Source organism: Micromonospora sp. H61 (genome assembly GCF_018070325.1).
Lineage (GTDB): Bacteria > Actinomycetota > Actinomycetes > Mycobacteriales > Micromonosporaceae > Micromonospora > Micromonospora salmantinae.
Genome location: NZ_JAGPXY010000017.1, coordinates 37,491 through 60,616, shown reverse-complemented (window position 1 = coordinate 60,616; position 23,126 = coordinate 37,491). Strand labels below are relative to the sequence as shown.

Annotated in this window: 18 protein-coding genes; 11 read left to right on the top strand and 7 right to left on the bottom strand. The window is 69.5% G+C overall.

Annotated elements, in window-relative coordinates; all coding sequences use genetic code 11:
- Nucleotides 1–43 precede the first annotated feature (43 nt).
- From KBX08_RS11575 to KBX08_RS11535, 9 genes are all read left to right on the top strand, one after another.
- Nucleotides 44–1,795, top strand: coding sequence for an ATP-binding protein (locus KBX08_RS11575; RefSeq protein ID WP_210783180.1), 1,752 nt, complete (start codon nucleotides 44–46; stop codon nucleotides 1,793–1,795).
- Nucleotides 1,796–1,813: 18 nt separating this feature from the next.
- Nucleotides 1,814–2,962 (top strand): exonuclease SbcCD subunit D, encoded by a 1,149-nt coding sequence (locus KBX08_RS11570; protein WP_112675573.1) that lies wholly within the window; start codon nucleotides 1,814–1,816, stop codon nucleotides 2,960–2,962.
- Nucleotides 2,962–5,436 carry an AAA family ATPase gene (locus KBX08_RS11565; protein ID WP_210783178.1) on the top strand — a complete coding sequence of 825 codons (2,475 nt, stop codon included), beginning with the start codon at nucleotides 2,962–2,964 and terminating at the stop codon, nucleotides 5,434–5,436. Before KBX08_RS11570 ends, KBX08_RS11565 begins: the two co-directional genes overlap by 1 nt.
- Nucleotides 5,437–5,532: 96 nt before the next feature.
- Complete coding sequence (locus KBX08_RS11560; protein ID WP_091400698.1) at nucleotides 5,533–6,492, top strand: hypothetical protein; 960 nt, start codon at nucleotides 5,533–5,535, stop codon at nucleotides 6,490–6,492.
- An 18-nt stretch (nucleotides 6,493–6,510) separates the two neighbouring features.
- Nucleotides 6,511–7,368: a spermidine synthase gene (locus KBX08_RS11555; RefSeq protein ID WP_210783176.1), complete on the top strand. Its 858-nt coding sequence runs from the start codon at nucleotides 6,511–6,513 to the stop codon at nucleotides 7,366–7,368.
- 125 nt (nucleotides 7,369–7,493) lie between these two features.
- Nucleotides 7,494–8,186 (top strand): sigma-70 family RNA polymerase sigma factor, encoded by a 693-nt coding sequence (locus KBX08_RS11550; protein ID WP_091400696.1) that lies wholly within the window; start codon nucleotides 7,494–7,496, stop codon nucleotides 8,184–8,186.
- A complete protein-coding gene (locus KBX08_RS11545) occupies nucleotides 8,183–8,965 on the top strand; it encodes an anti-sigma factor (RefSeq protein ID WP_210783174.1) in 783 nt (260 codons plus the stop codon). The genes KBX08_RS11550 and KBX08_RS11545 overlap by 4 nt, the downstream gene beginning before the upstream one ends.
- Nucleotides 8,966–9,168: 203 nt before the next feature.
- Nucleotides 9,169–9,816, top strand: a complete 648-nt coding sequence (locus KBX08_RS11540) for a hypothetical protein (RefSeq protein ID WP_210783172.1) — start codon at nucleotides 9,169–9,171, stop codon at nucleotides 9,814–9,816.
- 139 nt (nucleotides 9,817–9,955) lie between these two features.
- Complete coding sequence (locus tag KBX08_RS11535) at nucleotides 9,956–10,876, top strand: DNA-3-methyladenine glycosylase (protein WP_210783170.1); 921 nt, start codon at nucleotides 9,956–9,958, stop codon at nucleotides 10,874–10,876.
- 20 nt (nucleotides 10,877–10,896) lie between these two features.
- On the opposite strand, the gene KBX08_RS11530 is transcribed toward KBX08_RS11535, so the two are convergent.
- From KBX08_RS11530 to KBX08_RS11520, 3 genes are all read right to left on the bottom strand, one after another.
- Nucleotides 10,897–11,400 carry a DUF1990 family protein gene (locus KBX08_RS11530; protein ID WP_210783168.1) on the bottom strand — a complete coding sequence of 168 codons (504 nt, stop codon included), beginning with the start codon at nucleotides 11,398–11,400 and terminating at the stop codon, nucleotides 10,897–10,899.
- A 51-nt stretch (nucleotides 11,401–11,451) separates the two neighbouring features.
- Nucleotides 11,452–11,874, bottom strand: a complete 423-nt coding sequence (locus tag KBX08_RS11525) for an SRPBCC family protein (RefSeq protein WP_210783166.1) — start codon at nucleotides 11,872–11,874, stop codon at nucleotides 11,452–11,454.
- Between the two features lie 162 nt (nucleotides 11,875–12,036).
- Complete coding sequence (locus KBX08_RS11520) at nucleotides 12,037–12,249, bottom strand: hypothetical protein (RefSeq protein WP_124858806.1); 213 nt, start codon at nucleotides 12,247–12,249, stop codon at nucleotides 12,037–12,039.
- Nucleotides 12,250–13,111: 862 nt separating this feature from the next.
- On the opposite strand from KBX08_RS11520, the gene KBX08_RS11515 reads away from it, so the two are divergent.
- Together KBX08_RS11515 and KBX08_RS11510 are read left to right on the top strand one after the other, a co-directional pair.
- Nucleotides 13,112–13,555, top strand: a complete 444-nt coding sequence (locus KBX08_RS11515) for a hypothetical protein (protein WP_210783164.1) — start codon at nucleotides 13,112–13,114, stop codon at nucleotides 13,553–13,555.
- 59 nt (nucleotides 13,556–13,614) lie between these two features.
- The gene (locus tag KBX08_RS11510) at nucleotides 13,615–16,452 is read left to right on the top strand and encodes a tetratricopeptide repeat protein (protein ID WP_210783162.1); all 2,838 of its coding nucleotides are present in this window, start codon (nucleotides 13,615–13,617) and stop codon (nucleotides 16,450–16,452) included.
- 528 nt (nucleotides 16,453–16,980) lie between these two features.
- Here the strand turns inward: KBX08_RS11510 and KBX08_RS11505 are convergent.
- The 4 genes from KBX08_RS11505 to KBX08_RS34680 all read right to left on the bottom strand — a co-directional run bounded on the left by KBX08_RS11505 (nucleotide 16,981) and on the right by KBX08_RS34680 (nucleotide 22,286).
- The gene (locus KBX08_RS11505; RefSeq protein WP_210783160.1) at nucleotides 16,981–18,048 is read right to left on the bottom strand and encodes an ATP-dependent DNA ligase; all 1,068 of its coding nucleotides are present in this window, start codon (nucleotides 18,046–18,048) and stop codon (nucleotides 16,981–16,983) included.
- A 17-nt stretch (nucleotides 18,049–18,065) separates the two neighbouring features.
- Entirely contained in the window at nucleotides 18,066–20,609 is a 2,544-nt protein-coding gene (locus tag KBX08_RS34685) for a tyrosine-type recombinase/integrase (protein ID WP_210783158.1), read from the bottom strand.
- Nucleotides 20,606–21,790 (bottom strand): tyrosine-type recombinase/integrase, encoded by a 1,185-nt coding sequence (locus tag KBX08_RS11495; RefSeq protein ID WP_210783156.1) that lies wholly within the window; start codon nucleotides 21,788–21,790, stop codon nucleotides 20,606–20,608. The genes KBX08_RS34685 and KBX08_RS11495 overlap by 4 nt, the downstream gene beginning before the upstream one ends.
- A 250-nt stretch (nucleotides 21,791–22,040) precedes the next feature.
- Entirely contained in the window at nucleotides 22,041–22,286 is a 246-nt protein-coding gene (locus KBX08_RS34680) for a helix-turn-helix domain-containing protein (protein WP_210783154.1), read from the bottom strand.
- Nucleotides 22,287–23,126 lie beyond the last annotated feature (840 nt).

Here is a 23,126-nt window from a genome sequence, read left to right as displayed (position 1 = left end):
GCATGCGCGCCGACCGTGATGCCCGACCGACCCGAGCCGCCCGATGACCGACGCCGAGCTCGACAGCCCGGGCGAGGTGGTCGGGCGGGTGCTGGGCACCGCCGACGCCACCCCGTTGCAGTTCTGGACGGCCGTGGCGCCCGGCAGTTACCTCCAGCTCGACGACGTCGTGGTCACGCGACGGGAGCTGCCGGACCGGGAGCCGGTGACGATCGCCGGGGTGGTCACCCAGGTCCGCGCTCGGCACGAGGGCGCGCAGTTCGAGTCCGACGTGTTCGCCATCGCCGACGGCACGCTGCCCGCGCAGGTGCAGGAGGCGGCCGAGGTGACCACCACCCGGGTCGATCCCGAGCTGTACGTGCCGCCGACCCCGGGCGCGGTGGTGCACCGGGCCGAGGGGGACGCCCGGGCCCGCGCGCTGCACTTCGACCGGATGGAGCGGCGCATCCCGATGGGGATGGGTCGCGACGGGGTCCCGGTCTACCTCAACGCCGACTTCCTCGACGGCAGTCGGGGTGCGCACGTCTCCATCTCCGGCATCTCCGGGGTGGCCACCAAGACCAGCTTCGCCACGTTCCTGCTCTACTCGGTGTTCCGCTCCGGCGTGCTGGGCGGCGACGCGGTCAACGCCAAGGCGCTGATCTTCAACGTCAAGGGTGAGGATCTGCTCTTCCTGGACCACCCCAACACCCGCCTCGACGAGCCCACCCGCGCGGCGTACGCGAAGCTCGGGTTGAGCGCCGGCGCGTTCCCCGACGTGCGGGTGTACGCCCCGCCGCGCCCCGGCGACTCGGCCGGCACGCCGGATGTGAGCAGCCGGCTCACCGGCGTCGACAGCTTCTACTGGACGCTGAGCGAGTTCTGCACCGACCGCCTGCTGCCGTACGTCTTCGCCGACGCCGACGACGAGCGCCAGCAGTACACGATGGTGGTCCACTCGGTGGCCGCGCACCTGGCCCGCTACGCCCAGCCCGCCGACGGCGGGGTGAGCATCGACGGGGTCCGGCTCGGCTCCTACGGCGATCTGGTCGACCACATCGTCGATCAGCTCAACGACGACGAGACCCGCTCCGACTGGGCGGGCAGCGCGGTGGGGCTGGGCACCGTCAACGCGTTCGCCCGGCGGTTGATCGGCAGCAAGAAGGACCTGGCCCGGCTGATCCGCGGCGACCTCGCCACCCGCCGGCCCCACTCGATCAACACGAGCGAGTCGGCCCAGGTCACCGTGGTCGACCTGCACAACCTTCCCGACCGCGCGCAGCGGTTCGTGGTCGGTGTGACGCTCAAGAGCGAGTTCGAGCGCAAGGAGAAGTCCGGCACCGCCAAGCCGCTGCTCTTCGTCGTCCTCGACGAGCTCAACAAGTACGCCCCCCGGGAGGGCTCCTCGCCGATCAAGGAGGTCCTTCTGGACATCGCCGAGCGGGGCCGTTCGCTCGGGGTGATCCTGATCGGCGCGCAGCAGACGGCGAGCGAGGTGGAGCGGCGGATCGTCACCAACTCGGCGATCCGGGTGGTCGGCCGGCTCGACCCGGCCGAGGCGTCCCGCCCGGAGTACGGCTTCCTCCCGCCCGCGCAGCGTCAGCGGGCGTTGCTGGCCAAGCCGGGCACCATGTTCGTCAACCAGCCGGACATCCCGGTGCCACTCTGTCTGGAGTTCCCGTTCCCGGCCTGGGCCACCCGGGTCTCCGAGGCGGGCCGGGCACCTTCGGAGACGCTGCGTTCGATCACCCAGTCCGCCGACCCGTTCGCCGTGGTGGGCTCCGGCGGTGGCACCGACGACGACATCCCGTTCTAGCTAGGGGCCAGCACAGCCATGAAGATCCTGCACACCTCCGACTGGCACGTGGGAAAGGTGCTCAAGGGGCAGTCCCGGGCCGACGAGCACAAGGCCGTGCTGGCCGGGGTGATCGAGATCGCCCGTGCCGAACAGCCGGATCTGGTGATCGTCGCCGGTGACCTCTACGACACCGCCGCGCCCAGCTCGGAGGCGACCCGCCTGGTCACCAGGGCGTTGACGGCGCTGCGGCGGACCGGCGCGGACGTGGTGGCCATCGGCGGCAACCACGACAACGGCCCGGCGCTGGACGCGCTGCGCCCGTGGGCCGACGCCGCCGGCATCACCCTGCGCGGCGGGGTGCGGGAAAATCCGGACGAGCACGTCATCGACGGCACCACCGCCGGTGGCGAGCGGTGGCGGCTGGCCGCGTTGCCGTTCCTGTCCCAGCGGTACGCGGTGCGCGCGTTGGAGATGTACGAGCTGACCGCCGCGGAGACCAACCAGACGTACGCCGACCACCTGGGCCGGGTGCTGGGGCGACTGACCGAGGGTTTCACCGAACCGGACCGGGTGCACCTGGTCACCGCGCACCTGACGGTGACCGGTGCGGCCACCGGTGGTGGCGAGCGCGACGCGCACACCGTGTTGGGCTACGCCGTTCCGGCCACCGTCTTTCCGGCCACCGCGCACTACGTGGCGCTGGGTCACCTGCACCGGGCGCAGCGGGTCGCGGGCCCCTGCCCGGTGCGGTACAGCGGCAGTCCGCTCGCTGTGGACTTCGGTGAGCAGGAGAACATCCCCTCGGTGACGATGGTCGAGGTGACGGCCAGCACCGCCGCCCGGGTACGGGAGGTGCCGGTGACGGCGGCGAGCGCGCTGCGCACGGTGCGGGGCACCCTCGCCCAGCTCGCCGAGATCGAGGCACCGGACGCGTGGCTGCGGGTGTACGTGCGGGAGCAACCCCGCGCCGGCCTGCGCGAGGAGATCCAGGAGCTGCTCCCCCGGGCCCTGGAGATCCGGATCGACCCGGAGCTGTTGGCCGCCCCGGGCAGCGGCGCGCGCATCGCCCAGCGCTCGGGGCGTTCGCCCCGGGAGTTGTTCGCCGACTACCTGGACAGCCGGGGCCACGCCGACGAGGGTGTCCGGGAGCTCTTCGACGAGCTTTTCGAGGAGGTCGAGCACTGATGCGTCCGATGCGGTTGGACATGGCCGGGTTCACGGTCTTCCGGGACGAGACCACAGTCGACTTCACCGACGCCGACTTCTTCGCGCTGATCGGCCCGACCGGTTCGGGCAAGTCGACGGTGCTGGACGCGATCTGCTTCGCCCTCTACGGCATGGTGCCCCGCTGGGGTGGCGCCCGGGGGTTGGCGAACGCGCTCGCGCCGTCCGCGACCGAGGCGCGGGTGCGGTTGGTCTTCGAGTCCGGCGGCGCCCGGTACGTGGCGACCCGGGTGGTCCGCCGGGACGGCCGGGGCAACGTGAAGACCGCGAACGCCGGGTTGCAGCTGATGCCGGCCGGCTTCGACGTGACCAAACTGGACACCGGGTTGAGCCCGGACGACCTCGGCGAGGTGGTGGCCGGCACCCCCGCCGAGATGGAGCAGGCGGTGCTGGAGGCGGTCGGGCTGCCGTACGAGCAGTTCACCAGCTGTGTCGTGCTGCCACAGGGGCAGTTCGCCGACTTCCTGCACGCCAAGCCGGCGACTCGGCAACAGATCCTGGTCAACCTGCTGGGCCTCGGCGTCTACGAGGACGTGCAGAAGAAGGCGACGGCGCGCGCCGCGCAGGCGGAGGCCCGGCTGGAGGCGGTCGACCAGGTGCTCGCCGGGTTGACCGGCGTGGACGACGAGTCGGTGGCCGAGGCCGACGCCCGGGTGGAGCGGATGGCCGAGCTGGCGGCGGCGGTGGCCGAGGCGGTGCCGGAGCTGGCGGCGGCCCGGGTCACCGCACGGGAGGCCGCGGCGGCGCTGACCGCGCTGGACGGCGAGCTGACAGTGCTGACCGGGGTGCGCGCCCCGGCTGGGGTGACCGCTGTCGCTCGCGCGGTCGCTGCGGCGCGGGCCGACGCCGAGGCGGCGGCGACCGGGGTGTCGCTGGCCGAGGAGCGGGAGGACAAGCTGCGCGGCGAGCTGGCCGCCGCCGGTGACGAGAGCGCGCTGCGACTGCAACTGCGGGCGTACGACGATCGGGATCGGCTGTCCGGCGAGGCCGACACGGTCCGGGCGACGGTACGCGCGGCGAGTGACGAGCACGCGGCCGCGGTGGCGGCGCTGGCGGCCGCGCGGGTGGTCGCCGAGCGGGCCGACACCGAGCTGGAGTCGGCCTTCCGGGCGCACGAGGAGGCGAAGGCCACCGACCTGGCGGTGAGCCTGCGGGTGCACCTGCATGCCGGTGCGGCGTGCCCGGTGTGCGAGCAGCCGGTGGCCGAGGTGCCGGCGGTGCCGGCCGATTCGGCGGTGGCCGCCGCGACGGCGGCGGGCAAGGCCGCGCGGGCCGCGACCAAGGCGGCGCAGGCGACAGTGCAGGAGCGGGACACGGCGGCGCGGGAGCTGGAGCGGCTGCTGGTGCAGGCGCGCGCCCGGCAGGAGCAGGTGGAGGCCCGGCTGGCCGAGCTGGACGGGCAGCTCTCCGGTGCGGCCGAGCCGGCCGTCTTGCGCCGGGAGTTGGCGGAGCACGCCCGGCTGCGACGCGCGTTGGAGGAGGCGGCGACAGCGGTCCGGGCCGGCCGCGAGGCCGCTCGGCAGGCCCGGGCCGCTGTGGACGCCGCCGAGGAGCGGCTGCGGGCGGCGTGGCGGGCCTTTGACACCGCCCGGGACGGGTTGGCGCGGTTCGGCCCACCGGCGACCGATCGGGACGACGTGGCTGCCGCGTGGGCGGCGCTGACCGAGTGGGCGACCACCGAGGCGGACCGCCGCCGCGCCGAGCGGGCCGGTCGGGCCGCCGCCGTGGCGCAGGCCGAGTCGGTGGCCGACGGCGTGCAGCGGGCCATCGCGGGCATCTTCGCCGCCGCCGACGTGCCGGTCGGGGACGACCCGGTGCACGCGGCGACGGTGGCGGTGGAGCGGGCCGACGCCGACCGGCGGCGGCTGCACGAGCGTCGCGAGCAGGCCGGGACGTTGCGCGAGCAGCGGGCGGGGCACGAGCGGGAGGCGCAGGTGGCGCGCGCGCTCGCCGGGCACCTGCGGGCCAACAACTTCGAGCGGTGGTTGCTGGCCGAGGCGCTGGACCTGTTGGTCGACGGCGCGTCGGGGATCCTGCGCGAGTTGTCCTCCGGGCAGTACGAGCTGGTGCACGACAAGGGCGAGTTCGTGGTGGTCGACCACCATGACGCGGGGCTGCGTCGCGGCGTGCGCACCCTGTCCGGGGGTGAGACGTTCCAGGCGTCGCTGGCGCTGGCGTTGGCGCTCTCCGAGCAGTTGGCCGGGATGTCCACCACGGCGGCGAGCCTGGAGTCGATCGTCCTGGACGAGGGTTTCGGCACGCTCGACGCCGCCACCCTGGACACGGTGGCGGCGACCCTGGAGAACCTGGCGGCCCGGGGCGATCGGATGGTCGGCGTGGTCACCCACGTGCCGGCGTTGGCCGAGCGGATCCCGGTCCGCTTCGAGGTGCGCAAGGATGCCCGGTCCGCGCGCGTGGAGCGGACGGGCCGGTGAGCGCGAGGAGTGCAGCGCAGCGGAGCCCCGCAGTCGCGAACGAAGGGCCAGCCCGGTGAGCGCGAGGGGTGCAGCGCGGATGGAACGGTCCGGCCGGTGAGTGACGCCGCGTTCTTCGTGGATTCGTGGGATCCGGCGTACGGGGCGTCGTTCGAGGCGTCCGCCGCCGGGCCGGCCGCGCCGAGCAGCGCGCAGGTCGACGCGGACGTGGAGTTGCCCGCCGTGGACTGGCGGGCGATCGGGGTACGCCCGGGGGTGCGGGCGCCCGACGTGGTGTTGCTTGTCGACGGGGTTCGCCGCATCGACGCGAGCATCTGGACGGCGGAGACCGACGGCCTGTCGTTCCCCGGGTTGGCCGCCTCGTACGCGGCCGGGGTCGTCCGGTGTGACCTGGGGCGGGGTGCGGCGCAGTTGGCGGGCACCCGGGTCGGTCGGGGCCTGTTCACGGCGAGCCCGTCGGCGCAGGACGTGGTGGCGGGAGCAATCCGTTACCCGGTGCACCGGGTGGGTGGCACCGGTGAGCTGGCGAAGTTGCCGGCCGCCGTGCAGGGCCCGCTGACCGCGTTGGAGGTGGCGGTGTCCGACGCCGCCCGGGTCGACGGTGACCTGTTGGTGGTGGACGGCCCGCTGCGCAGTCGTCGGCAGTTGCCGCGCACCCTGGGCTACATCAAGACCCAGCACAGTCAGTACCTGGATGCCCGGCTGACCGCTGTGGTGACGGGTATGGCGTCGGGTGAGCGGTCCCCGGTGTTCCGGCTCGGCACCGCCTGGGGTGGTTGGTCGTGGTATTTGCGGCTTCCGGTGGCGATCGGCGCGCCGTGGGCGGGCGTCGTTCGGGTGGAGTGCTCCGCCGACCTGCCCGTCGAGGCGGCGATCGAGCTGGCCGACCTGTCCCTGGTGACCCTGCCCCGCTTCGCTTCCACCCCGTACAAGGATCCGCGGGCCCCGCAGAACCTGATCCCGATCGCCGGCCTGGAGCGCCGACTGCGGGCCCTGCTCGGCGACTCCCGGCTGCTGCACCGTGCGTTGACCGCCGCGGCCCGCGCCGCCCGATGAGCGCGGATACTGGTTCCGGTGGGGCGTAAACGGGCGGGTGACCGGGTGGTCGAGCAGGTGGACACCGGGCTGGCGGAGTTGGTGCCGGATCCGGACCGGGCCGGCTCGTGGACGCTGCTGCTGGACGGCGCGCCGCAGTCGCACGTCGACCTGAATGACCCCACTCACCTCGAGTTCGAGTACGTGCGACGGTTGGCCGCCGCCGTGGATCTGATCGCACCGGCCGGTGCGCCGCTGCGGGTGCTGCATCTGGGTGGCGGCGCGCTGACCCTGCCCCGGTACGTCTCCGCCACCCGACCCCTGTCTACCCAGCGGGTGTCCGAGGTGGACGGTGCGCTGGTGGAACTGGTTCGACGGGCGCTGCCGTGGCCGTCCGACGCCCGTTTGCGGGTACGGGTGGAGGACGCCCGGGCGGTGCTGGCGTCCACCCGGGAGGCCAGCTACGACGTGGTGGTCGCCGACGTGTTCGCCGGTGCGCGTACGCCGGCCCACCTCACGTCGGTGGAGTACGCGGCCGAGGTGGCCCGGGTGCTTCGCCCCGGCGGTTGGTACCTGGCGAACCTGGCCGACGGTCCGCCGCTGCGGCACGCCCGTGGGCAGGTAGCCACTGTCCGTTCGGTGCTGCCGCAGGCCTGTCTGGTCGGGGACGCGGCGGTGCTGCGGGGGCGCCGGTACGGCAATCTGGTGCTGGTCGCCGGGCGGTCCACACCACCGGTGCCGGAGCTGACCAGACGCGCTGCCGGCGACTGGTTCCCCGGCCGGGTGGTGGCCGGCGACGACCTGGACCGTTTCGTCGGTGGCGCGCAGGTGGTGCGGGACGCCGACGCGACCGGCTCCGATCCGCCACCGCCGGGGCTGTTCTCGGTTCGCCGCTGACCGTCCACTCGACAGCGGCGGGGAAGTTTTTTCGTCGTTCGTTGATCCGCTGGGGTCGGCGCTGCGTACCACCGGGCGGCCCACCTCGTGGGCCGGCGTTGGTCACGGACATCCCGGAGGTCTGCATGCACGCGGTGGCGGCCGGTTGGCATGGCGACGCGGTACGCGCTGACTGGTTGTCGGCGCGGCCCTCGTCACGGTCAACCTCGTCTGCCCGGGGGGTCGACGCGCGGGCGACGCCTCGCCAGAATGGTCCGGTGACGCCGCGACCGGCGCCCGGGCGCCATCAGGCGACGACGACCGAGGCCAGCCACTCCGACCAGTTGATCCGTCAGCTCTATGCCGAGCACGCCGGCCCGTTGCTGATGTTCGTCATGCGCCTCACCGGGGGGGACCGGCAGCGCGCGGAGGACATCGTCCAGGAGACGCTGCTGCGGGCCTGGCGCAACGCGCACCGTCTGGGCACCCAGGGGCAGGGTTCGCTGCGGCCGTGGCTGGTCACTGTGGCCCGCCGCATCGCCATCGACGAGCACCGCAGCCAGGAGGCCCGGCCGCCGGAGACGTACGACCGGGACCTCACCGCGTTCGCCGAGGCGGACAGCACCGACCGGGTGCTGCGGACCATGACGGTGGCGGACGCGCTGCGGACGCTCAGTCAGTCGCACCGGGAGATTCTGATCTCGACGTACTTCCGGGGGCGGACGGTGCCGGAGGCCGCCGAGGAGTTGGGCCTGCCGCTCGGCACCGCCAAGTCGAGGGTCTACTACGCGCTGCGCGCGCTGCGCACGGCTCTGCAGGAGCGGGGGGTGACAGAATGAGCCGGCCGGACCACATGGACGTCGCGGCGTACGCGCTCGGTGTGCTCGACGAGCAGGACACTGAGCGGTTCGAGGAGCATCTCGCCACCTGCTGGGCGTGCGCGGCCGAGTTGGAGACGATGGTGCCGGTGGTCGGGCTGCTGTCCGACATCGACGGCGAGACGATGATGGCGCTGGAGCAGACGGCGACCGACCCGGCCCTGCTGGACCGGACGCTCGGCGCGGTCCGGGCCGACCGGCGGCGTACCCGGTTTCGTCACATGCTCGCGACGGCCGCCGCGGTGGTGGTCTTCGGCGGTCTGACCGGGTACGGCTTCGTCAGCGTGACCGGCAACGGGCAAGCGCCGGGGGTGCTTGCCGAGTCGACGCCGAGCGCGCCGAACGACCCGCCGACGAGCGTGCCGACGGCCGCGCCGAGCGGCCCGGGTGTGGGCGGCACCGAGGTGGAGGGCGACCAGGTCGAGGCGACCGACCCGACCACCGGTGTGCAGACCACCATGTTCCTGGTGACCAAGGACTATGGCACCCGGATCAATTTCAGCCTGCGGAAGCTGCCCGGCCCACGTATCTGCCGACTGGTGGTGGTACGCAAGAACGCCACCACCGAGGTCATCTCGACCTGGTCGGTGCCGGAGGGCGGCTATGGCACCAACACCCGGCCGCAGGGTCTTGAGCTGAGCGCCTCGACGTCGGCTCTACCGAAGGACATCAAGCAGCTCCAGGTGCAGTCGGTGGATGCCAACGGCGTGGCGAGTCCGCTGGTCACCGTACCCATGTAAGAGTGCCTGCCGCATCGGCGCCGGTCATTGTGACAATGACCGGCGCCGATCTGTCGTTGGGCGCAGGATCCCTCGCGGGGGCGTACGCATGGCGGCCGGAAACGGTTCAATCGGTTTACGTGAAATTGACCACTGTTACTACTTCAACCTTGACAGCCTGCCCGCCGTACCTATGGGTGAACTGTCAAGAATGAGGAGGGCACGTGGCACAGATGAAGCGGACCGTCATCGTCGCGAGCGCGATGGTCGCACTAACGGCCTGCGCTCCCGCGGGTTACGACGGGGCGAACTCGAGCGCGGCCGAGCCGGTCGCCGTCGCCGCGGCCGAGCCCACCGCGACGGTTGAACCTGAGGCATCGGCTTCCGCGGAGGCGTCCGCCGCCGACGCCCCGCCCGCGGACGTCGACCTGACGGAGAAGTTGGTCGGTAAGAGTGTCGCCCGGATGGGCAAGGTGGTCACCGACCAGGACGGCTGGATCCTGTACCGCTTCGACAAGGACACCGCCGACCCGCCGTCGTCGAACTGCGTCGACAAGTGCGCCGAGGTGTGGCCCCCGGCACTGACCGACGGCAACCCGGAACTCACCGGCGTCTCGGACGACAAGGTCGGCAGCGTGACCCGGCAGGACGGCACCCGTCAGCTCACCATCGCTGGCTGGCCGGTCTACCGCTACATCGGTGACAAGAAGCCCGGCCAGTGGAAGGGCCAGGCCGTCGGTGGCACCTGGTTCGTGGTCCAGCCGGACGGCAAGAAGAACCTGAGCTGCCTGCCCAAGGGCACGCCGAAGGCGGTCGCACCGCCGGCGGACAGCGGCTCGAACGACGCCGGCGGCGCGGGCTACTCGTACTGAGCCTGGTCGCCCACGAGGGCACGGTGGTCGGTCGTCGCCGGGGAGGGCGCGACCGGCCACCGTCGTGTCCGGGGTGGGTTCCCAGGCCGGACCGGTACGGCGGTCGCCAGCCCCCACGGTGACCTGGCAGAGTGGCGGGGTGACCGCTACCGAACCCGCCGCGACCAGGGTGCTGCGCCCGCCGGTCGGCTACCGGCTGTCCGCCTCGGTCCGCGCGCTCACCTTCAGCCCGTACGATCCGTGCGCCCGGGTGGCGGCCGGCACCTTCTGGTGGGCCACCCGCACCCCGGACGGTCCGGCCACGCTCGCGCTGCGACCGACTGGCGGCGAGTTGCTCGCGGAGGGGTACGGCCCCGGCGCGGAGCACGTCCTCGCCCGCGCCGACGCGATCGCCGGGCTGCGCGACGACCTGACCGGCTTCACCGAACTGGCCGCGGCGCACCCGCTGGTCGCCCGGCTGGCCCGGGAGCACCGGGGCCTCCGGATGCCCGCCACCGGGGAGGTCTTCCCCCGACTGCTGCGCGCGGTCTTCGAGCAGAAGGTCACCGGCAAGGAGGCCTACCGGGCGTACTCGGCGATGGTGCGGCACTTCCGGGAGCCGGCTCCCGGCCCGTTACAGCCGCTGCTCCTGCCGCCCGAGGCAGCCACCGTCGCCGCGGCCCCGTACTGGGTGTTCCACCCGTTCGGGGTCGAGCAGCGCCGAGCCGACACGCTCCGTCGCGCCGCGGCGCTCGCCGACCGCCTGGAGCGCAGCACCGACGCCGCCGACGCCACCCGCCGGCTGACCGCGATCCCCGGCATCGGGCCGTGGACGGCCGCCGAGGTGGTCCGGATCGCGTACGGCGACCCGGACGCGGTCAGCGTGGGCGACTACCACATCCCGAACACCGTGGCCTGGGCGCTCGCCGGCGAACCGAGGGGCGACGACGGCCGGATGATGGCCCTGCTGGAGCCGTTCCGAGGCCACCGGGGCCGGGTGTGTCTGCTGCTGGAGGCGGCCGGCATCCGGGCACCGAAGTACGGCCCGCGCGCCCCGATCCGCTCGTTCGCCCGGTTCTGAGTCGCTCCGGCGCCAGGTGTTCAGCGACCCGCACAGAGCCGACGCAGGGTGCGGCCGAGCCACCAGGCGTACGTGTGCTGCACGGCCCGGACCGCCGGGCCTCCGACGCGGGTGAACCAGCGGTCCGGCAGGCTGAACGCGCGGACCTCGAACCAGACCGCGCCGCTGTCGTCACGGACGACCTCGAACGCCTCCTCGCCCCGCTCCGGGTGCCCGGGCAGGGTGCCGTAGCCGAAACCGGCGAGCGTGGGCGAGTCCGCACTCCAGACCACCTGGCACGGCCCCCAGACGCGGGCCGGGCCGACACCGAGGCCGGAGGTCACCAGCACACCGGCGGTGGCTCTCGGCGCGTCGGTGCGGATCCGGACGCCGGCGGCGCGGTGCAGCCGCCAGCTCAGCACCGCGTCGGCGGCGGTCTCGAAGCAGCCGCCGGGCAACGGATACCGGTGGCGCAGGTGGTGGTACCCGCCGGGCAGCGGCCCGTGCCGGGTCGACCCCACCTCCGGGTACGTCAGCTCGGCCACCGTTGCCCCCTCGACCTCGACCGGACACGGGTCAGGGTACGACCGGCGCGGTCAGCCCCGCTCGCAGCGACGCCTGAGCCCGTCGGCCTCCATCCGCACATAGCGGCGGAACCGTCCGCCGTACAGCCAGCCGATCAGGCCGGCCAGCGGGCCGGACTGGCTGAAGGCCAACTCGACGCGGGTACGCCCGTCGGGCAGCGGCAGCAGCCGGTGCTCTGCGGTGGTCCGCACACCCGGCGCGTCGGAGACCCAGACGAACTCCCGCCGCTCGGTCAGCTCGGTGACCCGCCAGACCGCCGGCCGCAGCTTCGGCTGGGTCAGTCGTGCGGTAGCGCCGACGGTCAGCGGCCCCGGCTCCCCCCGCTCGGCCCGGGTCGCCGAGTCCGTCCACTCGGGCCAGCGGGGCACGTCGACAAGCACCGCCCAGACCTGCTCGGCATCCGCGGCGATCTCGGTATCGGCCTCGAACCGCATGGTGTCCCCTCCCCCGCGGCGCCGCTCGGCACCGCCACGGGTGCAGACGAGGCCGCCGGGAGCATTGTGACACCGGCGTTCAGCGCCGTCCGTCCCTCCTCAGTGGAGGCACCCGGGCCCGGCACCCGGTAGTTCCCGGCCGCACGACGCCGCCCGCGCCGATCAGGCGGCCTCGCGCAGGTCGGCCAGGGTGAGCGGGGTACGCCGACGCAACAGCTCCTCCAGCTCGGGCACCGAGCCGACCTCGCCGAGCACGTTCCGGCCGCCGCCGAACCGCTCCGGGTAGCGGCGGGTCAGCCGGAAGCGGTAGCGGCCCCGGATCAGCTCGACGCTCACCCGCCACCGCCCGCAGCAGTCACAGACCCACTCGGACACCTCGCGAAAGTAGCTCTGACCTGGGGTTGTTCGATTCGCCCGGTGGGGACGAGCGACGCGGAGGGCGACACGCCGCCCCGCCATCCACGGTGATCTGCCTCACGACTGTCGGCACCGTCTGATTGACTGGTCGGCGTGGACCTGCCGATCAACCCTCCGGTCGAGCCGATGCTGGCCAAGAGCGTTCCCAAGCTGCCCACCACGCCCGGGGTGACCTACGAGCCCAAGTGGGACGGGTTCCTTAACTGAACTCCAGCGGAGGACCCGATCGGACCTACGCGCACCTGTTGGTGGACCAGTTGCGCTGGCTGGATTTCGAGGCCTGCGGCCGGAGCCGGTGACCATCCGGGATCTTCAGCGGTACATGGCGGCGGTGGGTGCCGAGTACACGGGCTCGTTCGGGAAGCCATGGCGATGAGACTCCACCGGCCGGGAGTGCCGTGCAGGAGCCCGCAGGCCTCATCGACGAACCGCCCCCTGGCATCTAGCAGGACGGACGGATTGCAGCACAGAAAGCTTACGTAAAGGTCGGTGGCGACTGACCTGACGTTTGTGGCGCACCGCCTTCGGCGAGCTTGCGGCGCCTCGCGAAGCGAGCCAGCCGGTGCCCCCGCCGATGAGGGCCACGACGAGGAGGACAATCGCCTTTCTCTCGGCTCGGAGTTGGCACCGCGGCTCTCGAGGGCTCCACCGCGTAGCAGGTGACGACCCCCATGCCTGCCCGTTGTATTAGCAGCCGGGCCAACAGCACTGTCGACCAAGATGGTCTATTCGATCATGACGCAGCCTTGACGCCGGGCCGCCATCCCTCGACGAAACGCTGGACTGGCCGATGCGATGGACAGTGGTCCATGATGGTGCGATGGGGCGTGCGAGCGACAACCGGATCTGGCGGTCCGTCACGGTGGTCATTACCGGCCTACTAGTTGCCGGAATCGGAGTGTTCCTCGCAGCCGAGGGGTTGGACAACGCCGACAAGTGGGCCAGCATAATGGCGTTGTTCGTCGCGATTGCGGGGCTGGGTCTCTCCGCGTGGGGCGGGTTCGTTGCGAATCGGGGCATGGCCAGACAACGGTTACACGGGTCGATAGTCGGTGGCGGAGTGGCGCAGGTGCGCGGGGCCCGGGGCAGCGTGCACATCGGCCGAACGGCCGACGACTTACCTCATCCCCTAGCCTCCACCGCCGGGGCTGCTCCATCGGGGCCCACGATCGACGGCGGTGATCAGTCGGTTACGAATACTTGGACGGCCGGACCGGTACGGCAAGTTGACGATGTCGGCGGCGACGTCGACATCGACAGGTGAGCCCGCTTTGGCGGCCTTCGGCCGCGCAGACGGTATCCCAGAGCGTCGTTCTCGGCGACTTGATCCAGGTTTCACATGTCGAGGGCAGCGTCACGGTCGGTACGGAGCTACCTGCCTACCGGGTGGTACCGGCAAATCTCGAGCCGGTAGCGCTCTCGCCTGAGCGCGCGCGGGCACAGCCCAGCCGCCTTCTGCTGGCCCGCCATCAGATCGTGCCGTTCGCCGGGCGAAGCCAAACCCTCAATGACCTGGCCATGTGGATGCGTAGCCCCGAGCCGGTAGCGGTACGACTGATTCACGCGGCTGGCGGCCAAGGCAAGTCTCGCCTCGCTGCGGAAATGGCAACACGGCACGCGAGTGCGGGCTGGACCGTTTGGCAGGCGACACTCGGGCCCGCTCCGCAGCCACAGGCACGAGCCCTAGATCTGCCCGGCAGGGCAGTGCTAGCGATTGTCGACTACGCCGACCGCTGGCCCTTCTCAACGCTGCTGGCGTTGCTCAGCGCAATGCAGCAGTGCAATGCAAAGGCCGGGGTGGTGGTTCGCGCACTGCTGCTGGCCCGGTCGGCCAAGCACTGGTGGCCTGCTGTAGCCGATCGAGCTGAGGCCGACTTGCAGGCCGCTACGGACGAGCTTGCGCTGCCCTCGCTTGTTGGTGGGAATTGTAATCCCGACGCTCTGTTCATTGCTGCGGCAGACCGCTTCGCCAGGGCGCTGGGATCGGAGCATGCCGGCGGGTGGCCGGTACCGGACCTCGGCGGGCCGGCGTTCGCCCGCCTGCTCGCGATCCACATGAGCGCCCTCGCGACGGTTGAAGCATTGCGCCACGGCGATTCCCCGCCAACATCTTCTTATGCGGTATCGGCCTACCTACTGCGGCGTGAGCAGCGCTACTGGCACGAGATGTGGACACGCGAAACTCCGCTGTCTACCTTGCCTCAGACGATGCACCGGGCTGTCTTCATGGCGACGTTGATTGGAGCGTTGCCGAGGCTCGACGCCAGACGGGCGCTAGTTGGTGCCGCCCTGGCGACTGATGTCACGGCGGCCGACAAGATCATTGACGACCACAGCGTGTGCCACCCGCCGACGGACCCAAAGCTGGTGATGGAGGCGTTGCATCCGGACCGGCTGGGCGAGGACTTCATCGCACTCTCCGTGCCCGGCCATTCTCACCACGATGCCGGCCTCACTGACGACTGGACCCAGACGGCACCGGCCGCGTTTCTGGCCGGGCATGGAAAAGCGCCGGTGTCGACGGTGAACGCCATCAGCGTTCTGGTAGAGACAGCGCGTCGGTGGCCCCATGTCGCCACTCGCGTGCTATATCCACTCCTGCGTGCTCACCCGCACCTGGCCTTAGCCGCAGGAGGAGCAACCGTCGTCCGACTCACGGGACTGCCCAGCATCGACATGAGAGTGTTGGAAGCCCTCGAACCATTGCTGCCGGATGGACCGCACCTCGATTTTGATGTTGCAGCCGCTGCCGTCAGCGATCGGCTTACTCACCATCGCCTCGCCCGGACAAGCGATCCAGCTGCACGCGCCCACCTACACAACATGCACTCTCTTCAGCTGGCCAAAGCCGCACGGCATCACGAGGCGCTTCTGGAAACCGAAGAAGCCATCAACCTTTATCGTGAGGTGACCGAGAAAGACGTGGCGGCCCTGCCTCAGCTGGCGGAGGCGCTTAACACCCGCGGCGTTCTCCTGTCGGCACTGGATCAACCACAGGAGGCGCTGGCACCCACCGAAGAAGCAACGGGCATCATGCGACTTCTCGCCCAAGCGGACCCTGCAACATGGGAGCCTATGCTTGCCGCGGCGCTGACGAATCTCGCCGTCCGGATGTCGGAGCTTGACCGGTGGCCAGAGGCATTACCGCCAGACATCGAGGCGCTGGAAATCTACCGGCGTTTGGCCAAGTCGGACCCCCTTCGCTGGGAACCGCAGCTTGCCATGTCACTGCTCAACAACGCCGTGCGATGGGCAGCGTTCAACCAGTTGGGCGAAGCCCTAGCCGTGGCCCGAGAGTCTGTGGCGATCCGCCGTCGGCTGGCGACTGCCGAGCCGGCCGCTCACCTAGCCGGCCTTGCGAGATCTCTGATCAACCTCGGTGCATGGCTCTTCGAGTCGAAGCAGGCAACGGAGGCCCTGAGTCCGATACGGGAGGCCGAGGGAATCTTCCGGCAGCTCGCGACAACGCACCCGGCCGTTCACCTTGCTGATCTCGCGACGTCGTTGACTGCTCTCGGTAACGTCATGGTGCAGTCGGAGCGGGCGGCAGAAGCGCTCCCCTTTCTAGAGGAAGCGGTCGTATTGTGCCGCTCAGATCCTAAAGCTGATGCCGAGGGGAGTTCTGCCATGCTCATTCTTGCCTTGAGCCTTCTCGGCGCAGCGCTCCTAGAGGCAGGTGAGCCGGAACGGGGGTTGGCCACGCTCGAACAAGCAGCCGAGGCTCGTAGGATCAGAGCTGCCTCAGGCTCTGCGACTTCACTGTCTGAATTGGCCTCGTCACTGGCCAACTTGGGACTCCGGCGGGTGCAGTCAGGTCAGCAGGACCAAGGGCTGGATGCAGTCGAAGAGGCGATAGAGGTTCGTAGGCGGTTGATCCAACTGGGATCCGACGGCCAACTGCGTGAGTTGGCACTCTTACTCTGGGCATATGCCGAGTTGTGCGTAGGATCGGAGCTCAGATTTCCGCAGGCACAACAGGCCGTGGTTGAGGCGATTTCCATTTACTTATCACCGGCAGTAGTCGATCCCGCATATCGACATCGACTGCTTGGGATGTACCGCACAAAGGCTACGATCCTGGATGAACTTGGTCAGACTAGCGCCGCAAACGCGCTGTGGCTCATCATCGACAGCTTCTCCGTGGACGAGGAAGACGGCTAGAACGGCCGCCGCAATTTCACTGAGAGACGCTCATTGGGCGCCCAGACGTACAAAATTCGACACGACCGCAGTTAAGGACCATCGCGGGTTCCGTCACGCGCTGCAGCACCATCGCGCCTCCCTTAGGAGTTAGCAAGGATGAACCGAATGAATGAAGATGCGACAACGAGCGCACGGTATCTAACCCTCACACTTGAATCGAACAGGAGGTCCTCAAGGCCGGGCAGTAAAGCCCCGGCCGTCGGCCGACCTCGTGCTGCGCCGGACCGCCCGAGCGGGCGGGCGGAGGCGGTCGGTCGGCATCGTCAGCCGCGCTGCCGGTGGCGAGCGCGCCGGCCCCTGATTGCGAACGCAGACGTTGTTTGGTGAGGATGGTCGAGGCGTGTGGAGCCTTGCATCTGGACCGCTGCGCTGAGCACGTCTCCCACTTCCCGCCTGGTGACGCCCACTTGAAGCACGGCGATGAGCGGAACGCCTGCGCCATCATCTGCTGGCACCCGCCTACAAGGCTCAGAAAGTTAGGAATCTTTAGTCGCTCGTGAGCACGTCGGCGAGGTTGAAGCGGACCGGGCGTTCGAGCTGGGCGTACGTGCACGACTGCGGCTCGCGGTCCGGGCGCCAGCGCTCGAACTGGGCGGTGTGGCGGAACCGTTCGCCCTCCATGTAGTCGTAGCGGACTTCAACCACGCGTTCCGGACGCAGCGGGACGAACGACAGATCCTTACCGGCGTTCCACCGGCTTTGTTCGTTGCGCCGCGGGGTGCGCTCACCCTGCTCGTGCGCGGCCCAGTTCCAAGGGTGCCCGTCGAACGTCGTGACCATATGCTGCAATTCCACGAACAGCTCCTGCCGCACGGCCATCGAAAAGGCACCGATGACGCCCACGGAGACCAGCGTGCCCTCGTCGTTGTAGAGACCGAGCAGCAGCGAACCGATCCGTTCGTCGCCGGATTTGTGTAGCCGGTAGCCGGCGACGACGCAGTCTGCGGTGCGCTTGTGCTTGATCTTCGTCATTACGCGTTTGTCGGGTTGGTAGGTCAACTCGGGGTCCTTGGCGATGAGCCCGTCGAGGCCGGCACCCTCGAACTGGCCGAACCAGCGCCGGGCCGTGTCCTCGTTGCGGGTGATCGGAGTGATGTGGATCGGCGGCTGAGCGCCTGCCAGGGCCCGGTCGAGCATCTCACGCCGCTCGATGAACGGCCGCTCGGTCAGATCCTCGTCGCCGAGGGCAAGCAGATCGAACGCGACGAAGCTGGCCGGGGTCTGCTCGGCGAGCAGCTTTACCCGGCTGGCGGCGGGGTGGATGCGCTGCTGCAGCGCTTCGAAGTCGAGGGTGTTGCGGGTGGTGTCGGCGACGATGATCTCGCCGTCGATGACGGCCCGGTCTGGGAAGTTCGCCAGGACCGCCTGGACGACTTCGGGGAAGTAGCGGGTCATCGGCTTGGTGTTGCGGCTGCCGATCTCTACCTCGTTGCCGTCCCGAAAAATCACCGCTCTAAATCCGTCCCACTTCGGTTCATAGCATTGATGAACTGGGATTTCACCGATGGGCTTGGCGAGCATGGGCAGGACGGGAGGCATGACGGGCAGGTCCATGAGGGCATCCTCTCTCGTTAGCCGGTGATCCTGTCCAGAGCATCGGGACGGATCAGTTGGGAGTCTGCTTCGGCGCGGCGTCGGCGAAGATGGGTCAGGCTTTCCTCGAGCGCGGCGACCTCGCCGAGCCAGACTTTCTCACGAGCTTCGACGAGGCGGGCCTCCGCGTTGGTGGTCATCTCCTCAATGCGTCCGAGCTGAGCAGGGTCGATTTTGAGGAATCGACAGCGGGTGCAGGCATGTTCGTGGACGCAGGGCGTGCCGTAGGGGCGGTGGCAGTCGCCGAGGGCGACCTTGCGCAGCAGGAAGTGCTGCTCGAACTCGGTCCATTCCTCTCCGGTGGCTGGGCGCATCTCGGCGTCGGGGCGTAGGTGGCGGCGGCGTTCGACGAGCGCGTCGTGGGCGGCGATGAGGTGCTCGGGGAAGACTGCCGTGTAGCCCCGTGTGGTGTCGAGACTTAGATGGCCGAGCAAGGATCCGACGATGTGCAGCGGAAGTCCCGCACTGACCAGTTCCGTGGTAAATAGACGTCGGAAGTCGTGCGGTGTGAACACGGCTTCGTCGTTGTCGCCCAAGCCAGCCCAGGCGGCTGTTGTGATCAGAAGCCGGCGGACGTATGCCGGCGAGAGCACTTCTTGACGGGTGCCGAGGCGGCGCGCGAACAGGTGCGGAAGCGGCTCGCCGTGCACCTTCTCGTGCGGGTCGTAGCGGATCGACAGCGGAACCTGCCCCGTAGTGGGGTCCTTCACGCGGCGCTGCACTGCCAGGAGCACGGTCACCAATTCCGGGCTCATCGGGATGAGCCGTTCGGCATCGGTCTTGGACGGAACAATGTGCAAGAGCGGGACGAGGGTGTTCGTACTCGGCGGAGTGTAGTGCCGCAGTGAAAGCTGCGTCAGCTCAAGCAGTTCCTCGATCCGGACGCCAGTCAGCCGCAGGGTATGGGCTACCGCCCAAGCCCAGAAAGCGTCGTCTTCCGAGCGGCTGATGTTCACCCGGCCGCCCTCCAGGGGGACCGGCCGCGCTGCCTGTTCCTGCTCGACGATCTTCGCCCAGATCAGCGAAGGCCGAAGGTAGTCGTATCTGGTTGCGTGTTGGCATCGTCTGAACGTCACACCATCAATTCCGAACGTCGCCCCTTCGCCGGCACCCAGGGCGGCTTCCATCAGCTTGCGTCCCCAGTTGCGGCGTTCGTCAGCGGCCGCGAGGAAGCGAGGAAGCAGCGGCGTCAGCGCCCTGGTGCGGGCCTGCGTAGTCGCCTTCTGCATGCGCTTCGCTTTGGCAGCCGCCCGGGACTCTGTACGAGGCACTGGGCATGGGGCCACCCAGACGCCCCAGCGAGTGGGGTCGTCGTGGGCCCACTCGGAGAGGTCCCGGTAGAAGGCTCGGACCCCGAATAGGGTCGAGTGGATCTCTCGGCGGGCCTTGCCGTCGGTGGTGATCGCGAACTGTTCCCGCCACGCGGCAATTGTCTCCGACGACAGCCGCAGGTCGGACTGCTCGGGGTTGATCTGCAACACTTGCCACCAGAAAATCCGCACCAGGCGGTAGGCCAGCCCGGTGAGCGATGCATAGTCCATGCCGGGCTTGAGCTCGGTGAGGTAGTCGACGAACAGGTCGCGGACACCTGACTTCGGAATGCCGTAGCGGTCGACGAGCGTGGCAACGGAGTGCTGCCGGCTGTTGCCCTTCGCCGACCATGCCGCTCGTAAGGTTGCTGGCTCTCCTGTGAACACACCGAGGGCGACTAGCAGTTCCCAGGCGAGGTGCTCGCGCCGATGCCGTCCCGAGGTGCGGACGACGTCGGCGTAGTGCAGCAGCTCTTCACCGCGCAGGTCGGCGAGTGGCTTACCGGTGCGGATCATCACCCGCGTGATGCACTGCTCGGCGTCGATCTGCTGCCTGGCCACGGCCTGTCGATATGCCGGCAGAGCACGCAGTTGCTCCAGCGGGCCGCTCGAATCGATCTCGACGAAACGACGTAGGCCGGCTGCGCCCGGCCGGCACTCGAGTAGCCATGCGAACGATGGCCGGATCACTCTGGCCTGGATCAGGTGGTAGGCGCCGATCGTGACCTCCCCCAAGCTCTTCGCCGCGATGGCCGGGAAACCAGCGCGCGCCCATGTCCGCGGGGCTGCGTCCGCGCCGCTCGACAACCAGCGCTCCTCCCAGGTGTCACCATCGAAGTCAGTCAGCCAGTCAAGGATCCGTTGCGTGCGCCGGCGCATCGTTGCCTCTGCGGCGGCCGTGGGTGCCAGGCAGGGTCCCAACCGCTCGACGGCCGCTGCGGTGGTGTCGTCGGAGTCGAGGTGCTGCAGCCGGTGGCCGGCGGCGCCGTCCATTAGCGGTGGGGGTGGCAGACCGGCATCGTAGGCCAGCAGCAACCGCTGCTTTCCGGCCGGGCCGAACCGGTCGTCGGGCGGGATCATCTGCGCGAGCACCGACCCTGGCGCAGACAACAGCTGGATCCGGCGCCCACTGGCCTGCCGCGTAACGGTTGCCTGCTGCTGGGATGGCGGGACCGTGCTCACGGATTGGGCGTCGACCGTCGTGTCGGTCACGTCGGCAACCCGAGCAGTTCGAGAACGTCGTTCGCCTCGTAGCCGGGGTCCAGGCCAGGTGGCGGCGCGGCGGGCCGAGCGTAGTGCTCGAGAACCTTGCCGACCAGATCCTCCAGCCTCGGCCGGGTGTAGATCTGGGTCGTCGTGACACTCGCGTGCCGCAGTAGCGTCTGAACATCCACAAGCGTGAATGCCGGATCCGCCAGCAGTCGCTGAGCGGCAGTGTGCCGGAAGTCGTGCAAGGTCCAGTTCGTGCCCAACCGTGCGTTCGCCCGTAACAGCACCGCCCGCGCCGCGTGGTAGCCCAGCGGCCGCGGCCGTCGATGCCGTGTCCACCACACCGGGCCGCCCTCAGCGGCCAATGGAGTCTCCGCCAGGTAAAGGGCCAGCCACACGAATGAGTCGATGCTGGCCGGGATCGCCTCCCGTAAACGGCTACCCTTACTCACCACCGTGATCGTCCGCGCGCCCACGTCGATGTCACCGTGGCGTAGTCCCAGCAACTCCCCTGCCCTGGCACCCGATGTGAGCCAGAACGACACCAGCGCCCGGTCCCTGTTGCACTGCAACTGCTCGAACAATGCGTCCGCCGCATCGTCCGGCATCGCCTTCCACGTCGCCTGCGGTGTCTTCTGCCGGTAGGTCGCCCGCCGGTGCAGGACGAAATTCTCCATTGGATTGTGATGGGCGACCAACCGCCCGCCGTCGCGGCCGCGCTGCGCCGGAACCGGATTCACCAACGGACCGAAATCGCCCCTGCAGGCATGCTCGTAGAAGCCAAACAACACCGTCAGCTGATGGTTGATCGTGCGACTCGCGTAATGGCGGCCCAGCACCGACTTACCCGTGTGTGGATTCACCGACCCCGGCGCCGGGGCGTCCGGCCTGCGGCGTAGCCGCTGCGGATTCGGCGTCTCACGAAGAAATTCGACGAACGCGCGCACGTCCACCCGCTCCGCTCGCTCCCAGAGCACCAACCGCTCACGCACGAAGCGAAACCACCGCAGCAACGCGAACGCGTAACTGCGTAGCGTGGCCGGACTGCAATCCGACGCCGCCAGCTCCCGCAGATAAGACGACGCCGCAGCGTGCTCGGTATCGGGGAAGATCACTCGCCAGCGCAAGCCGAGACTGTGTTCCTCGACCCGGCCGAGCCGCTGCGCCCTCACACGCACCATCATCCCCTGCAAGCAGAGCTCGATCTTGGAGACTCGCCGCACCCATGTCGTTCACGGATGGCTACCGCTCCGAAACCCGAACGCGATGCCCTAACGATCGTTGATCCAGCCAGATTGGTGGTATGGGATGCGATGCCGTACGAGGCAAGCCTAGGCGACCTGGTTGTCGTGTTTCTCGTCGCACCGTACCGGATCCCGTGCCGGGGTAGCAGGCTGACAAGGTGGGGCAGTATGAGGTGACAACCGGGTCATGTCAGCGAGCGCCGTCGGTGCAAGCAGCGCTGGCGAGTTCGCCCAGCGGAACATCAACAGCATGTGCGATGGCGTGCAGGACGCCAATGCTGGGATTGATCCTTCCTTGTTCAACCTCGGTCAGCATCCGTCGAGAGATGCCGCTGCGCTCGGCGAGGCCGTCGAGCGTGAGACCGGCTGCATATCTTGCGTTCGCCACTGCGTGTCCAAGCGCCGCGAGGTCAACAGGTGGCGGCGGCTCGATCACAAGGTTCAGGCAAGTCGCAGCCAGCAGCCTTGTCAGTGCATGATAATGCCCTAGATGTCGGGCGACACACTGCCGCCTATCAGTCCCCGCTGCTACCTCTGCGGAGCGAATCGATGCCAGGCAACCAGCAGAGCGCGGCGGCCTCGACGATACCGTTGGCCGCCAGTAAACCTCGGCCGCAACGGGTCGATCAGCCACCCGACCGTGTGGCGCTCTTGCGGCTCTTCGACCACTACCATCCATCCGTGCCATGGGTGAGGTCGCCCACCATCCCTCACCGGCAGGCTGCCCTGCGTCGCGCGGTCTGGCGGTTACTCGTCGAGACTGCCAAAGAGAACATGCAAGTCGCCATGTCAGCGACACAGATTGCGGCGGCCATCGGAGAGGCCTCAGGGCAACGCCCCACCCACAGAGCCAACGTTCAACAGGCGTTGAGGTGGCTCATAGAGGCCGGACTACTGACAGTCATCGAACAGGGAAACGGAGAGCGTTGCAACACGTACCTGCTTCGGGTTCGGCGCTCGGAACCGGTAGTCCGACGGCAGCGTCGTCCGCAAGATCCTCGGCTGCGAGCTTTCGACGAACGGGCTGCCGCTTGGAGCCCACAAAGGCGCCGCACCTGGCGGGCGGTGTGGCAGGCCGTACTTGCGTCGACCGACAACGGTGGTCATTTCCCGGGCGACGTTGCAGCTCTCGCTGATGCGGCGAGTGACAAGCTAGGCTTCGATATTGCCGACGTGACCGTCGCGAAGATCTTGGGATGGAGCGTCGCCACCCAGCTGACTGATCTGGTTCGGCCCGGCCGGGCGGCCATTTATCGCGTCAGGGCATGACGGGCGG